Origin of the sequence: Pseudomonas sp. CYM-20-01, from assembly GCF_023169845.1 — a bacterium.
Taxonomy (GTDB): Bacteria; Pseudomonadota; Gammaproteobacteria; order Pseudomonadales; family Pseudomonadaceae; genus Aquipseudomonas; species Aquipseudomonas azotoformans.
In genome coordinates this window covers 4,616,234-4,632,160 of the sequence record NZ_AP025169.1, presented here as the reverse complement: position 1 = coordinate 4,632,160, position 15,927 = coordinate 4,616,234, and the positions used below count along the sequence as shown (strand labels likewise).

7 protein-coding genes are annotated in these 15,927 nt (G+C 56.6%); 2 read left to right on the top strand and 5 right to left on the bottom strand.

What is annotated here, in order from left to right; genetic code table 11:
* Positions 1-64: 64 nt before the first annotated feature.
* Both M2497_RS20760 and M2497_RS20755 read right to left on the bottom strand, forming a co-directional pair.
* Positions 65-1,519 carry a site-specific integrase gene (locus M2497_RS20760; RefSeq protein WP_248482798.1) on the bottom strand — a complete coding sequence of 485 codons (1,455 nt, stop codon included), beginning with the start codon at positions 1,517-1,519 and terminating at the stop codon, positions 65-67.
* Between the two features lie 461 nt (positions 1,520-1,980).
* The gene (locus tag M2497_RS20755) at positions 1,981-2,886 is read right to left on the bottom strand and encodes a hypothetical protein (RefSeq protein WP_248482780.1); all 906 of its coding nucleotides are present in this window, start codon (positions 2,884-2,886) and stop codon (positions 1,981-1,983) included.
* A gap of 214 nt (positions 2,887-3,100) precedes the next feature.
* Between M2497_RS20755 and M2497_RS20750 the strand changes: the two genes are divergently transcribed.
* Together M2497_RS20750 and M2497_RS20745 are read left to right on the top strand one after the other, a co-directional pair.
* Positions 3,101-6,493: a TM0106 family RecB-like putative nuclease gene (locus tag M2497_RS20750; RefSeq protein ID WP_248482778.1), complete on the top strand. Its 3,393-nt coding sequence runs from the start codon at positions 3,101-3,103 to the stop codon at positions 6,491-6,493.
* A 419-nt stretch (positions 6,494-6,912) separates the two neighbouring features.
* A complete protein-coding gene (locus M2497_RS20745; RefSeq protein ID WP_248482776.1) occupies positions 6,913-7,965 on the top strand; it encodes a hypothetical protein in 1,053 nt (350 codons plus the stop codon).
* A 100-nt stretch (positions 7,966-8,065) separates the two neighbouring features.
* Here the strand turns inward: M2497_RS20745 and M2497_RS20740 are convergent, their stop codons facing one another.
* The 3 genes from M2497_RS20740 to M2497_RS20730 form a co-directional block, all read right to left on the bottom strand.
* A complete protein-coding gene (locus M2497_RS20740; RefSeq protein ID WP_201019094.1) occupies positions 8,066-8,218 on the bottom strand; it encodes a hypothetical protein in 153 nt (50 codons plus the stop codon).
* 936 nt (positions 8,219-9,154) lie between these two features.
* The gene (locus M2497_RS20735) at positions 9,155-13,738 is read right to left on the bottom strand and encodes a DUF4062 domain-containing protein (protein ID WP_248482774.1); all 4,584 of its coding nucleotides are present in this window, start codon (positions 13,736-13,738) and stop codon (positions 9,155-9,157) included.
* A 1,198-nt stretch (positions 13,739-14,936) separates the two neighbouring features.
* The gene (locus M2497_RS20730) at positions 14,937-15,839 is read right to left on the bottom strand and encodes a WYL domain-containing protein (RefSeq protein ID WP_236250222.1); all 903 of its coding nucleotides are present in this window, start codon (positions 15,837-15,839) and stop codon (positions 14,937-14,939) included.
* Between the last annotated feature and the right edge of the window lie 88 nt (positions 15,840-15,927).

Genomic DNA, 15,927 nt, shown 5'->3' with positions numbered 1-15,927 from the left:
AGCCAAATAGCGCCTCCGGCGATGTCATACAAAACTATGAGTACTCAGTACTAAAGATGCCGACCTATAAAGTCGGTAGCCATCCAGTCGCGGTATAGGCTGGGAAAGACATCATCGACTCGGTCGGCGGATACTCATAGGTTGAGGACAGCACCGCACTGAGTCGATCGCCCAACAGGTTCCAGGCGTTTTTCTTCTCGTCGGCATAGTCGTGATGCAAGTAATGGCGTCTCACCCGGGAGCCGGCCAGCACATGGTTTTGGCAGCGATCGATGACGTCCAAGCTAACGCCTAAGGCTTGCATCATGGTCGCGCCCGTACGGCGCAGGTCATGCGGAGTCCAGTCGCCGTTTTGGCCGTCGGCAAGGACCAGGGTATCGTCATGGCAACGTCTGGAGAGGGCCTTGCGGTTTTTGAACCGGGCCTGGCGATCGCCGACCTGTTTGCTCACCACTTTCACGTCCACATGCCCATCATTCAGCTTGTTCGGAAAGCACCATTGCGAGTCTCCCGTCAGGATTTTGAGTTCCTGAAAGAAATGCAGGGCGAAGGGGGAGAGGAAGACATGGTGGTCCTGTTTCTTGCCACGGGTGCCTTTGACGTTTTCGCTCGGGAGGAACCAGGTCTTTCGGTCCAGATCGACATTTTTCCATTCAGCCTGCAGCAACTCGCCAATCCGGCACAGCGTGCCTAGGCTGATCCAGAGCGCGAGTTGAGTTTCTTTCTTCAGTGGTCGAATGCCTTCATATTTTTGCCCGGCGGGCAGGGTGTTGTAATCGGCGGTCATTTGTTGGAAGCGGTTGTGCAGTTCCAACAGCTCAGCCGGCGAAAGAACGCGGCTTCTTTCCGCTTCGTAGTCGGCAGGGATCAATGGGGAGATGTCGACCAGTTCCGTCGGATCACCCTCAACCAGTAACGCCCGCCAAGGTTGGCGCTTTCTAGCCCAGCTGAACATCTGGGTGAGGTCGGCGAAGAAGCTGATGGCTTGCCGGTGAGCGCCGCGGTTGACCACGGCCCGGATTAGCGTCCGAACATCGTGTTCGGAAACATTGTTCACCGCTGTCTTGCCGAGTGCTGGCAAAAGGTCCTTGTTAAAGCGTCGTTGCAACTCAGCATTGCCGTCTTTGCGCGCCACGCCATCTAACAGCCAGGCCTTGGCCAGATCCTGGACGGTCAGCGTTTGCACCTTCGTCGTTTTTACTTGTTCGGTCTCTACGTTAGCCGCGGCGTATGCCTGTGCCTTGGCGGTTTTCTTGTGTTCGTTGGGATTGATCTGCTCATCGATTAGCGCACGGGCCTGGTTGCGGGCCTTGCGGATGTCCGTTAGAGATTTGCGCGGCCACGACCCGCAGGCGTACTCTTTGTTCTGGTCGCCCCAGCGATAACGATAGAAGAAGCTGACCGAAACACCGTCCTTGCGGACTGATATTCGACCGGCCAGATTGCCATCCTCCCTGAGGATGCGGCCCGCATCATCGGCGGTCAGCGACTCGAGTTCTTTGATGGTGATTTTGGCCATAAAATGGGCTCCCCCTACTTTTACCCCCACATAACCGTCGGCTCTTGATGGACGTGACTGGACTCTCGTGGAGCTGAACACCGCTGAAGCTCAAGTAAATACTAGCTTAGTAAAATCCAGAGTAAAGTTTTGGAAGCTTTCAAGAAGTATGAAAAAGGAGATGGGGTGCTAGGGGTCGAGTGTTCGAATCACTCCGTCCCGACCATATAATTCAAGGGGTTGCGAGATTTTATCTCGCGACCCTTTTTTATTTTTGGTCGTTTTTACCCCCACAAAACCACTGGCTCTGGGTGGAATCCTCGCGGCTTCCGCGTGGGCGGACGCAGTCTTTGGCGCCCACGCGTGGTCTCTTTACCAATGTTGTTTGGTCTTTCTCTTCAGGTCCTGATGTTTTTGAGTGTTTAAGACTATTTTCTTGCTTATTGAGAACTACATACAGGTCAACCAGCAGCTTGTTTATCTCAGGTCGCTCGGGTCATCCTGCGTACTCGGTAGTTAGGCTTGGGCGGCACCGGGATCGTATAGCCGTCGGGGACTAAACTGCGTAGGTCGTAGCCCATCATGAACAATCCAGCTTCAAAGGCGTGGCAGCGGTCTACCAGGTGAGGCTGCTTGGCGAATAGTTCGGACCCTTCTAGCACCGCGCGGATGATCCAACCTAATTGGAGCTGGCGCCGTGCCCAAAGGTGGCGACTGGTGGTGGAGAGTCGCGGTGTACCGTTGTAGCCAAGCTTTAAGTCTTGTGGGTTTCGAATCTGGTCGCCAATCCCTGGCCCCCAGGCGAAGTCCAGTGCCTGCGGCGCAGTGGTGCCGGTGCCTTGGCGGTACAGGTGGTAGAGCAGCGCGATGGCGGCACCGACCCGGCCGTCATAGATGGGAGAGCCTGTGGTGTCGAGCAGGGCATGGATCTTAGTCATGCCCGAGTCGAATCTTAGGATCTTCTGCTTGGTGAGGTGGTTGAGCTGCTGCTTGCGGTCCAGCGCGAGAAGCGCCTGGCACTGCTTTAGGTAATTCACTAAGTTCTTATCGTGCATTTGCTCCTTGAGGAATCCGACGGCGCCATCGACATTTCCCCACGCTAGGATCGCTTCGCAGGCTCCATGCGTGGCGAACTCATCGCGGGCGCGAACCGCCAGGCGCAAGCGAATACGCAGCCGGCGCAGCTCCGCCTTGACCGTCTCCCAGTTCCCGCCCCACTGGTATTCCGCCTGAACCGCTTCGATACCTTGAACCTTGCAGTCGATTGCTTTGCGCACAAACCTGCTGCGCGCGACCTTCAGATGCACTGGCAGAGTGGGGAGGTTTTCGATTAGCCACTCGATGAGGCCGAGCACGTCCGGTTGCTCGAGAAACTGCTTGCGATTCATTCCATGGTTCCTAGTCGCGTCGTGATGAGGATGAAGCTCTAAGGTAGAGCTCGACGGGGTATGTTTGAGTGCCTGTTTTTCGATCCACAGTGGATCTTTCACTATTGACTACACTCGACGAGCGGGCATTCGCTTTGGCTAATCCTAAAAGTCACTTGAGCTGGCATTTGGACGACAGAGCATCTGAATGGACTTTTGATGAGGTCGGAATCAAATGCAAAGGCAAGGCGATTCGATTTTTCTTAGTGCTTCTGACTTGGTTGGACATCTTAACTGCCGGCACTTAACGAGCCTTGACTTAGCGGTGGCGAATGGCGAGCTAGAACGCCCTGCTATCTGGGACCCATTGCTGCAGATTCTATGGGAGCGTGGCACGCGACATGAACAAGGCTTTGTCGAGCACCTACGATCCCAGGGTCTATCCGTGACAATCATTGACGGTATCGGAGTTGATGACGAATCGGTTGAGCGCACAAGGAGCGCCATGCTCGCTGGGGATGAGATCATAGTACAAGGCGCGTTTCGCGCGAATGGTTGGGTGGGTCGCACGGATGTCCTCAGGCGAGTAGAGGCCGAGAGCAATCTTGGAGCATGGTCTTATGAGGTGATCGATACCAAGCTTGCTCGTGAGACGAAAGGTGGAACTGTCTTGCAGCTTTGCTTGTACGCCGATCTAGTCGGCACCATCCAAGGGGGTTGCCCGACACATAGCCATGTAGTTGCCCCATGGTCCGGGTATGAGCCACAGATGTATCGAATGGACGATTACGCAGCGTACTTCCGACGAGTCAAAAGCAGTCTTGTAGCTGCTATCGAGCACGCGGGGGAGGTGATCTATCCTGAACCGAAGGAGCATTGCGACATCTGTCGTTGGCAGAGTCGTTGCGACCGGAAACGTCGAGAGGATGACCATCTCTCGCTTGTGGCCGGGATTACCAAAGTCCATATCGATGAGTTAAGACGGCACGGCATAGAAACTATGACGGATCTAGCAGCAATGCCGGTTCCGCTTCCATGGAGACCCTCGCGCGGGGCAGTACATTCGTACGAGCGGGTACGAGAGCAGGCGCGCATTCAGGTCGAGGGACGCGAAGCAGGGAGCGTGCTTCACGAACTTTTACCTGTTACGGAGGGATTCGGTTTAGCGAGCTTACCCGAACCTTCAGTCGGGGATATCTTCTTCGATCTGGAGGGCGACCCATTTGCTGGGGAAGGCGGCCTTGAGTACTTGTTTGGTTATACTTTTATTGATGGTAACAATGGCATCGCTTATACGGCTGACTGGGCGCTATCTCGTGAGGAGGAAAAACTGAATTTCGAGCGTTTCATCGATTTCGTCGTCGCTCGACAGGAGCAATACCCGGATCTGCACATTTACCATTTCGCACCCTATGAGCCGGCTGCTCTAAAACGGTTGATGGGGCGTCATGCAAGTCGTGAAGAAGAGATTGATGCTCTTCTGCGCTCTAAACGTTTTGTTGACCTTTACAGCGTGATACGAAATGGTCTGCGAGCGAGCGTGGAAAGTTACTCGATCAAAAAGCTTGAGCCCTTATACGATTTCAGCCGAGATACAGAACTTTCAGAAGCAAACAAGGCGCTTGCTAAGGTTCAAGCATGTCTTGAGCTGGGAGATTTAGCGTTCATCAATGATGTTGATCGTTCTGTTGTGACTGGATACAACCGAGATGATTGCGTATCTACATGGCGACTTCGGGACTGGCTAGAAATACAGCGCACCAACTTGATCAACGTTGGCAATATCATTCCTCGACCGGAAGTCCCTGGGAGCGTGCCAAGCGAGGCACTTGGTGAATGGCAAGAGAAGATCATTGGGCTTATCGAACGGTTGACGGACGGGGTTCCTACTGATGCGGCGGAGCGCACGGCCGAGGAGCATGCTCGATGGATTCTCGCGCATTCGCTCGACTGGCACCGGCGAGAACAGAAGGCGCTTTGGTGGGAGTATTTCCGCCTTTCCGACCTTATGGCAGAAGATTTGCTCGACGAGCGAGCTGGACTTTCAGGTCTAACATTTGTGGGCGTGAATGGGGGAACCGCTAAGGCACCCATTCATCGCTACAGCTTCCCTCCTCAAGAAACGGAGATGCGCGGCAGTGAGGATTTGCACACTTTGGGAGGCAGGAAGCTAGGCAGCGTCGACGCAATTTCTCTGGATGAACGTTGGGTCGATATTAAGAAAAGAGGGGACAGTGCAAATATTCATCCTGAGGCAGTTTTTTCCCACACAGTTATTAATACGACTGTCCTCGCCAATGCGCTTGTTCGCATCGGCGAACATGTCGTTGCTCATGGGATGGAGGGAGGCGGACCCTTTCAGGCCGCTCGTGATCTTCTGATGCGTCTGCCCCCTCGTATAGGCAATCAACCGATCCAGCATGAAGGTGAGCCTGCCCTAGATGCCGCACTCCGTGTTGCGGCACATATCGAAAGTGGACTGCTTCCAATTCAAGGGCCGCCAGGTGCCGGCAAGACGCACACAGGCTCACGTATGATCTGTTCTCTCGTGCAAGCCGGGAAGACTGTTGGAGTAACTGCCAATAGCCACAAGGTCATCCGCAACCTTCTCGATGGAGTTGTGAAGGCTTCTGAAGAAATGGGAATTGATGTTTGCTGCTTTCAAAAACCTTCGGAGATGGAACCAGATCAGCAGCGATTGCGATTTGTAAAAAGTAATGCTGATTTGCTAAACGCCATCGGCAGCAGAGCAAATGTGGCAGGAGGGACTGCTTGGCTGTGGGCGTCGCCTGATGCAGCGCACTCCGTGGATGTGCTGTTTATTGATGAAGCGGCGCAAATGGCGCTTGCGAATGTAATTGCTGTATCACAAGCGGCGAATAGCGTTGTGTTGCTAGGCGATCCGCAACAACTCGATCAGCCGATGCAGGGTAGTCATCCAGAAGGCACTGATGTTTCAGCTCTGCATCATATTCTTGGTGAAGAGCAGACGATTGCGTCTGACCGAGGACTTTTTCTTGCGGAGACATGGCGTCTTCATCCGGACATCTGCTCCTATACGTCCGAACTATTCTACGAGGGGCGTCTTCATCCTCGCCCAGGATTGGAGGCTCAAGCAATTCGCTCACCCGGACGCCTCAATGGTTCAGGCCTCCGCTATGTGGCAGTCGTTTCTGAAGGCAATCAGAGTTCATCGCCGGAAGAGGCTGATTGCGTTCGAACGCTCGTGGAGGAAGTCCTTGCGTCAGGCACTACCTGGATCGACAGGCATGGTGTTGAGCGACTGATATCGCTTCAAGATATATTAATCATTGCTCCCTATAATGCGCAGGTGTTCGAGTTGCAGGACCGCATTTCGGGCGCTCGGATCGGAACTGTCGACAAATTCCAAGGACAGGAAGCGCCGATCGTCATTTACTCGATGACAACATCAAGCTACGTCGATGCACCGCGTGGAATGGAGTTTCTCTACAGCCTAAACCGACTGAATGTCGCTACATCACGTGCAAAATGTGTTTGTGTACTCGTTGCGTCACCTACTTTGTTTGAGGCTCAATGCCGAACACCCCGCCAGATGCAACTTGCCAATGCTTTCTGCCGTTACGATGAACTTGCGACGAAAATATAGAAAAAGGAGTTAGTAATCCTGACGTCCGCTGCGTTTTCTGTCGCATCACCATGGCTCGTGATGATACGTACTCGCCAGGAGCGACATCGCGCACACGGACCTTGGGCTTCATTAAGTCGAAGGCTCGAAGCTTGCTATCAATGGCCAGATCGAAGAGAGCCAGATCTCTGCGTCGATGCCTGCCCCTGCGGTCCAGGACCAGGCGGCGAAATCAGACTTCGTCATGAGCGTTTATCCGAAAGGCGCCAGTGGGGCAGTATCCCCGCCGGTGCAGGGCGGATGAATACGCCGGCCGGAATACAGTTGTGAGACGCAATCATCAATCAGCGGATGCGTTTGAACGATGCCATGCAAGGGTAGCCTGTCACCTATAAGATTTAGGGCTTCAAAAACTATAATGCGATGAGGTTCGTGTTCCAATGCAGCAACTTAATATCGCTGTGCCTTATGGCGAACGATGCGTGCTCACACCAAGTGGTTGCGCAGTGGTGTGGCCGTTTCTGAATGCAAAGAAAGGCGATGGCCCCTATGAGCTATTTCTGGACACCAATGCCCTGAGTAAAGTGGATTGGGCGCGCCAGCTGCCACAGCACGTCCGGCACCAGTCCATTCTGAATCCGTTGCCGGCGCTGATGGAACAGTGGTTTTCCAATCCAGAGTTTCGCGCTGACCCGATTACCCGAATAGACGCGATGACCCAAACCTTGTGCGATTTGGGCTTTAACTTTCGAGCGAATTTCGCCGAGCAACAAGTGGCCCTTTTACGCAGGAATGAAGCGGCACTGAAGACGCAGTTCAGCCTCATTTTTCCCTATGTGGTGATCATGAAATCATTGCTGTCGAGGAAGACGCCGGTGGAGACAGCGCTGGCTGAGCTTGATCGAATTGGCCAGGCTGATATTCCGCGCTTCACTTCCAGCCTTATGTTGACTGCCTTAGGGGTTGTGCTGAAAAGTAAGCAGGCGCTCAAACTCGACGGGGATACGAAGCCTGCCTACTCGTATCTGGATTCCTTCCTGGCTTTCCAGTCGGGACAAAAGGTTGAGGGCAGCCACATCACAGTGCCGTACCTGCGTAACCGGGCGGGGGATTTGAACCTATGGTTGATACTGCCGACGCTACGCCAGCAGGGTTATTCATTTATTGGCACACCTGCAGTAGTCACGGGCGATAAAGCACTGCACCGATTGATCCTGCGGGTACTGCCACCACTGCTGCATGTCAGTCAGAAAACATGCTTTTCCATCTTTCCTGAGGGATTGGATGAGGCCCAATACACGAAAATTCTCCAGACTGTACAAACCGTTGGGATCAGAGACGAGATGACCATGGAGCAGCGCCGGCAGCGGGTGGCGGCGTTGTTCGAGTTGTCCAAGGATTTTTGTGCCAACGCTGAAGAGCGTGCGGCCGTAGACGAAAGTTGGCAGGAATGGTGCCTGCCGGGGCTTGGGTTGGACATCCGATTGGACTGAACTGCCAGCGCCGGTCCTGATTGCTCAGGACCGGAATTAGTTTGATGAACTACGCGCCGGCCAATATCACGGCAGTGCCACAGACGACTTCACCAGAGAGTCACGACTCGATCAACTCCCGCACCCGCGCCGTCAAGGTGCCGAGTTGTGGAAGTGACTTGAGGATGGCCTGCATCAAGGCGCTGTCACTGCCGTGGAAGTCATAAATGGCCTGTTTGATGTCGCCCGCCCCGTAGTCTCGCCCTGTCGACATGATGCTCTCGACGTCCTTTTATCCATCGGTGTTGCGTTTATCAATATAAGGCGTGGTCCGTGCACACTGTGGTTCTACTAAATCGATATTGGAGGGGGAGCCTGCCCATCAGAACAACGGGCAGGCCAATCCTAATCTGTACCTAGCGCAATCTGCGGAAGGCTGCGCGCAGTTCCAGGGAGGGGCCGCTTATGGCCGAGGCTGTGTAAAAACGTTTTTGAACGCGACAGGTACTCAAAATCGGACTGGAAATCGCGTTTCTACGCGAAATCCACATCTGCTGACGTGCCGATAAATTTCAGATTTAACACAGATGCGCATACTTCAATTTTGTGAAGCGTTTTTACACACTCTGGGCCGTTTTCTGCCTGTCGCGAAGGACTGAAACCGGCCGATTCTGTTGAAAAAGTCGGCTTCGGTTTCCACGGCAGAAAAATACGCGCCTGAGATTGAAATCTGTGTTTTGGGTAGAAGGTTCAGGACTCGGATTTCACGTAGCAGCGTGCAAAAGAGGTGTTTTCACCCATCAATCTTCGAGCGTTTTGGGCAACCCGACTTTTTCAACAGAATCGGCCAATTGCTGCCAGTAGCGACCGGCAGTAGACGCCCCCTAAGAGACATTCAGATTTTTCGCCGCAAGGTCAGCAATGCAGCGGGAGCAGTCACTGGCGCGGCTTAAACGGAGGGGGTCTGAGCGGCGGCTTACTGAGTTCACCTGCCGTTCCTGCTGGGAGAATTTGATTCAGATGGCGCTCGAGGCCTGGCCATCAACGGTCGTTGGAGAAGGGCAGCTTGCAGGCAAGGTTCTCTGCCAATCTCGCTTCGGTAACCGTAAGGCTGTTACCCGAAGGAGACCACATTGAGGAGCGAAATGCGATGCGCGCTTCACGGCGGGCGCACACACTTGGCGATAGAGAACGCTTCGGCGGGCGCATGTTAGCCGAACCATCGCCGCAACTTTCGCCGGGCTATTTCGAGCAGAGTCGTCACCAGCCCTGACGGGACCAACGGTTCGCTGCACTCCTCAACTTGTACGCCGAACGACGGCTCGTCCACTACAAGCTCGTCTCCAAATCGTTCCAGTCGCCACGCGGTCAGATGCGTGTTAATCGCGGCTGACCAAGTCCTACCGTCCGGATGCGCGCACACGTGTCGCCAATTGCCCGGCAATCGCGCAACGCACGCGCCGCCGGGACTGTGCAGAATGTTAAGTTCCCCGTTGACTTCCACGGCGAACATCGCGATAGCCATCGGGTTACGCGCGAAAGCGGAAGGATCCGTCATGCGGGGATATTCATGCACGCACTCGCCGGTCTGAATATTCCACACACGGAGGACGTCACGGTGTGCCGAAGTCAGCCACTGCCCGTCGTCGGAGATACCGAGGAACCGAACGTGCTTGTCGCCGCCAAGACGTCGCAGTTCCTTCAACGACGCACTGTCGCGAACCATGATGACGGAGTTGTCACTGTGGACCAGTACGTCACCTGTCGCTGAAAAACACGCATGCTCAAATCGGCCCTTTTCATGAATCGATGCGGTTTCTCCGAGCATAGTGAGCGTCTGTGCGTTCAACACACACAGCTTGCCACTACCGTCCGATACGACTGCGACTCGACCGTCGCGGGAGAAGGCCAGGGGTTCGCCGGGAACATCGCGCATCCGCTTACCCGAGGGAAGGGCGTGCTCGTAGCGACCGAACAGTTGCGACTTGCTGTTATGCCGCAGCCAGAAGCTGCAGCTGTCTGCCGCAACGTCCACCCCAGCCCAGCCAGCGAACCTGTACGTTGCTACGGTACGCATGCACGGCCAATGCCAGATGCGCAAGCCGGTCGCATCCTGCTCGTTGGCGAGGTTACATCCGCCCCAAGTGATGGCAAGCGGCCGCTCAGGCACACGGATCAGCCGATCGATCGACTCGGTGATCTGGCGTGTTGCCCGCAAGACCATCGTGTGCGCGTCCCAAATGCGCACCGCGCATGGCTCGTTCTTGTACGACATCGTCGGCGTCTTAGCCGTCGACACCAGCACCGTTCCGTCATCGGAGTAGGCAAGCGCGGAAATCATGTTCTCGTGGTCTACGGGGCTAGCCTCTGTGCGTGCTTCGTCAACGCGAATGAAGTGCACTTCAAACTGGTTCTCGCCGTGCTCGCTGTCGAGTCCGAGGTCGTTGCCCGACGCAGTCGCGAGTAACGATCCGTCCGGCGAGAACGCCATCGTGTTGATCTTGCTCAGCTGTGCCCGTACGTCGCCAACGTGCCGGCCACTCGTGGCGTGCCAGATTCGCACATTCAATGCGTTGCTGTCCGCCATCGCAAGCAACTCACTGTCGGGCGACCACGCGAGGGGGCCGCCGTAGCCGTTGTTCTTGTCCAGCCACGCCACGGGGTTTCCGTCTAGCAATCGGTAGATCCACAGCCTGCGGCCTTTGTCGTAGCCGCAATGGAAGGCAACCAACAGTCCATCTGGCGAAACGAACAACCTGCCGACTGCATGCGCGCTGACGCGCAATTGCCTGACTGCGCGCCTCGACTCGCAATCCCACACGTTGATGGCGTCGCTCCTTGAGCACCATGCGAAATGCGACGTACCCGGAATGAAGTCGAAGTACGCGTTCGAGGAGGTTGCGTGAGCTTGTGACACGGGCTCACCAATTCGGTCCAACAGTTCACCCTGCGGTATGGACCAGATGGTGATCGAACCATCCCCGGAGCATGCGACGAGCAGCTTTCCGTCACTACTGTATTGCAGCTTGTGAACGCCTGAGCGGTGCCCCTTGTGCGTAGCGATGTGCTCGCCCGTGAGCAGCGAGAATTCCATGATGGTCTGTTGTGTCACGGTGGGCGCCATCCCCAGGGCGAACCGCTGCGAATCGGGCGAAATCGTTACTGATAAGATTTTGTGGCCGATGCGGTGCAGCCGCAAACATTCCTGCCCGCTCGCAGTGTCGAACACGCGCACGGCAGGATTTATCGACACCGCGACAAAGAAGCGCCCATCGGGCGACCACGCAATATCGACCACGGCGTGAGAGAAGCCGGTGATGCGCCGGTCGACGGTTGAGCCGAGACGCAACAGCGGTGGGCGCAATTCACGCAACCAAAAACCACCGGGGTACAAGCGCTCCGCAACCTGCCTGCCCGCCTCGGCCCAGCGTGCCATGGTGCTGTCCCGCGGTAGGTGCCTGCCTCCATCTGCGTAATGCGCGCCAGCAATGCGATGGTCGTACCACCAGCAGCTGTTCCACATGCATTGCAACAGCGCTTGAGGATAGTCGTCGCGGTGAGCGTCGATGAAATCAATGTCGCGACGCAAGGCTTCCTCGGCCAGCCGAAGCTGCCAGCCCAACGGGTCGTCCTTGCCGAACAGGCCGCCCGCATCTTGGAGGTCGCCGGCCAGTTCGTAGAGCATGCCGGCGCGATGCCTCGCGTGCCACAGCTCCCACTCGAGCATCAGCGACGCGAGCGCATATTTTGCCTCGAGTGTTGGTTCGTCGGCCGCGATGGATCCGCGCAGGAAAGGCAGTTCAGTGGCCTTGCCCAGATCGGGTTGGCCATCTTCCAAAAACCACGCGCGGTGCTCGAAGAATATCGCCAGCGTCTTCCGGCGCGCGGCACGCGTGGCAGCATCGGGCAGGTAGCGTGTGGTGACCTGCTCGGCAAGCGAGCGGTGAAAAAAACCGATGAGCGCCCCGTCCGGCGCTTGGCGGCGTTGCAGATACGGCCGCATTTGCCGCAGCACAACTTGCAGCGTCGCGTTGCGTGCGGCGGCGGCTATGTCCGGGTGTGCCTGCGCAATGAACTCCGACAAGCCCGTTTCGCTCAATCCGCGTCGAGAAGCTCCGATTGCAGCGAACGTAGTGCGAACGACCTCGCGAGTGGCGTACGGCTCATCGGCCTCCAACCTCGCCAGTATCGCGTCGAACATGCGATGCAGCGCGTCGTGCGACGACTCGCCTTGCGCAGGCCTGGGCAAGCGAGCGATCGCGTCGTCCAGCTTGTCGAAGGAGCCGAACAGCTTCAGCTCGCGCAGCGCCAGCGTCAGGAACAGCGGGTTGCGGCTGGCCGGGTTAGCGAGCAGCACCGCCACCTGGCTCTCGTCGAGCGACTTCGCGTACAAGTTGGGCAACGAGCGAATTAGAGCACGGCAACGAGCTTCGTCCATCAGCGGAACGGCAATTTCGAGCGCGTGGCGCTGGCGCAGCGCCGTTAACAGTTCGACTGCGTCGCTCGCGGTGCTGACGAGTATGCGCACGCCAGGCGGCAGCTTCAGTGGGATCCAGTTCGCGGGCGATGCGGTGCGTTCAAGTTGGTCGATGCCGTCGACCACCACCACGACGCCACGCTGCGCCGCCACTGCGACCTGCTGCAAGAACGCGGGCCACGCCTTCATGATGTCTGCGGCGTCGCGCGGCACCGGCGGCAATGCGGCGCTTGCGTCCGAACCGAGCTTTGAGATCAACTCGAACCACATGCTCGCGAGCAGGTCGGGCACGCGCGTGCTCGATGGGCTGGCACCTGCCGCGCGAAACACCACAAGCGCTTGCGCATCGTCGCGCCGTGCAAACCAATAGCACAGTGCCGCGCTCTTACCACTGCCCGCCGTGCCCCAGACGAAACATGCTGTGGGTGTATCGCCGGCGATGTAGTCATCGATTCTCTCTTGCAATTCAAGATCTGGAACGTGCAACTCAACCCGGCTCGCGACGAACGCGTCCTGCCGGTCGACTTCCGCGGCGACCGCATGCATCGGACGCTCTTGCTGGGCTATGTGATCGGCATAGCGCACTTCGATGGCTCGCTTCAAATCTGCTTCGAACTGCTCGCTAAAGTCGTCGAGCGAGACAAGCCGCCCAGGCACGCCAGGCGTTGCGGGGTCGATAGTATGGCTGTCCCACCGTCCGGTGTATGTGCGCACGCGGTCCAGTGGTGCGAAGACGTCACGAATGCGCTGTTTCAACGCTTCCAGTCGCTGCTGCAAGTCGACTTGGCCGGACGCGGGCGCAGATTGAAAGAACGTGGACGCATAGGCCTCGCGCTCGTCCTCACCGCAATCGAGATCGCTTGGAGGCGGCAACGAAGTCGAGTCACGGATGTAGAAAAACGCCTCCGGCGCGGCCCCCTGCTCTTGCGGACGCAGCGCGGCGGTTTCGATTTCCAGATGAGTCACTGAGTACGGTCCTTGTGATTCCACACCCGCGAGCGCCGCGGACGCATCCTGCGCAAGCGAGCCGTACTGCGCGCCGAGCAGGCAAACGAAGAACGGGCGGCAGCTGTCAATGTGTTGCAGGCAGACTTCAAGCACCTTGCCATCCTCTGCCTCCTCGCGCGGAATGCCCCAGCGCAGGTCCACGTCGATCAGATGCAGGCGCCGGTCTTCGCACCATTGGCGCAGGCGCGGGAAGGTAACCTTGACTAGAAGGTCGCGCTCCGCGTGCATATCGCGAAAGGTGGACGAGATGAAGACGCGAACGGTCTTCCATCGGCTTTGAGCTGAGGGAGCGGACGTACAGTTGTTCATCGTCTTCAACCGCTAACGACTGCAATTAGGCAGATCCAAGAACCGCATCTTCGATCTGGCTGGGTGATTTGTAAACCAGGACCTCAAGGAGAATTTGTGGGCTGTCGCTCGAGCAGCACGCCGCGTTCGACGTCGGGTCGTACCATGCATATTTACTTGCGCAACGACTGCTTTGAGCGCCACATAGCGATGACAGCGTAATGGAGGTGTCGCCTGCCCGTGGCGACCGCTTAGGCGTTCGGCCATTTCTCCCAACAGCAGGCGCTACTCGCTGAGATCTTCGCCGCGGAGGCCGCAGCGCGCAAAGCGGCGCATCAACAGCACCGCCGAATAAAGCTGCGCCTCACTTAGACCGCGATGCGTTATTGGCCCGCAATCAATCGCCTAGTGCGCCAACTCCTGGAAGTAGTTGGCGCGTTACCTTGTGGGTCGAGGTAGTGTAACAAGCCTCTGGCATTGACCTGTAGTGAGACAGAGCGGCAAACGCCATCTCCGGCGCCCATCTGGGGCTGACGGCCGATGGCTTGCACGTGACGCTCCCGAGGGTAGTCTCAAATGGCGCGCTGCGACTCTATCGCTCGGAGTGCTGCTGCCAGTGTAAGCCCAACGATGCGGGCCCACCTTCGGGTCGCTTTGCAACTGTCCGCTCGGCTCGCGCGAGCGGCTGCCTTGTGGCGACGTGCTCACGGCAGCGGAGGTCGCTGATGGTTCGGCAAGATCCACCTGACCAATTCAAGGCTGAGCGGCAGAATACTGAGTGAACCGGCCGCTGGCCATGCATTCGCCAACAGGCCTGAATCAGTCTTTTGCTGACGTAGCCCAAGAAAGCCTGACCGACCGCTTTTGGCCCAGAGTGTGTAAAAACGCTTCACAAAATTGAAGTATGCGCATCTGTGTTAAATCTGAAATTTATCGGCACGTCAGCCGAACTGGATTTTGCGTAGAAACGCGATTTTCAGTCCAACACTGGGCTCCAATCGCGCTAAAAAACGTTTTTACACAGCCTCGGCCGGTAGTGGCCGCTTGTGAATGTCCGCTTCAGCCGATAGCTGCCGGTCGCGATGAGCCAGAGCATGTAGAGTGGCGCTGCTATTGGGATGATCATTGGGTCATCTTCTGCTTGATGCGCTGCGCCTAGGCTCAGAAATAGTTATGCGCAAATCTGCCAGCAGTGACATCGTCCCTGATGTTCAGCAAGTTATCGGTAGCTGGTTTTGGGCAAGAATTCGGCGAGTTCATCCCTGTTGTTCAAAATGATTTGCTGGGCCTTCGCGGACTTGCCCGAATCGGCCTGGTCCAGCCCTAGCTGTTGTAGGGCGTAAAACAACAGCGCCTGTCGGCACTCAAAACTGCACTCTCCCTCGGTCATGCCAAAGTCGAGTTCGATCACCTTCCGATGCCCGGATTCCAGCTCCGGATGTGGGGCGAGTACTAGGCGGACCATATTGTGCCAAGCACGATCAGCGCTGGCGCGTTCTTGGTCGATTTTACTTTTCTCGATTTCCAGCACTCGCGAGAGCAAAAAGTCTCGAAAATCATCATTGGTATGACAGTACGCACGCATGTGCCAACGAAAACCATTGTTGACTAGTGCATGCGGGGTCACCACTCGCACGGAGGGCGTCGCTGAGGAAAACGACTGATATCGAATGGTCAAAGCTTCGTGCTGGCGGATGGCTTTGACCACGGCAATGACCGCCGTGACGTCCAGGCGCCGCCAAGGGCGAGGGACAGTGGCCACGGGAGGATACCATCCGAGAAAACTGCCATGTAAGCCTTCGGGGCTTACGGTCGCTCGTAGTAAATCCTCTAGGTAACGCTCAAGTGAGCTGGACGCAAAAAGCGCCCGAAAGGAAGAGGGTGCTCGATAGACCTTGGTGCTCGTGTCGTACGTCAGGTTGCCGGGTGCCCGTTTGATGTATTCGGCCAGATCCAGAGAAGACTGTGGGACAGATATGCCAAAAAAGCTGGTCAGGTCGCTTCGGTTGAGGTGGCCGTCCCAGTGCAATCGATAGTCGATGAATTCGAGCCGTCGTTCCTGACCCCAGCGCGCGCCAGCCCGGGGGGGAGTGTTGGGCGTTGTCTCAACGTCATTTGTCATGGTGGCCATTTCCTTTCAGTCTAAAAACTAGACGCGTATAAAAAATATTCGTATAGTAAGGCTACGCGATCGGCTGCTGGAGCGCAAA

Excerpts from the sequence above, each read along its gene's own strand:
- M2497_RS20755 (WP_248482780.1), bottom strand. The coding sequence starts at position 2,886 with ATGAATCGCAAGCAGTTTCTCGAGCAACCGGACGTGCTCGGCCTCATC.
- M2497_RS20760 (WP_248482798.1), bottom strand. The coding sequence starts at position 1,519 with ATGGCCAAAATCACCATCAAAGAACTCGAGTCGCTGACCGCCGATGAT.
- M2497_RS20735 (WP_248482774.1), bottom strand. The coding sequence starts at position 13,738 with ATGAACAACTGTACGTCCGCTCCCTCAGCTCAAAGCCGATGGAAGACC.
- M2497_RS20730 (WP_236250222.1), bottom strand. The coding sequence starts at position 15,839 with ATGACAAATGACGTTGAGACAACGCCCAACACTCCCCCCCGGGCTGGC.
- M2497_RS20740 (WP_201019094.1), bottom strand. The coding sequence starts at position 8,218 with ATGTCGACAGGGCGAGACTACGGGGCGGGCGACATCAAACAGGCCATT.
- M2497_RS20745 (WP_248482776.1), top strand. The coding sequence starts at position 6,913 with ATGCAGCAACTTAATATCGCTGTGCCTTATGGCGAACGATGCGTGCTC.
- M2497_RS20750 (WP_248482778.1), top strand. The coding sequence starts at position 3,101 with ATGCAAAGGCAAGGCGATTCGATTTTTCTTAGTGCTTCTGACTTGGTT.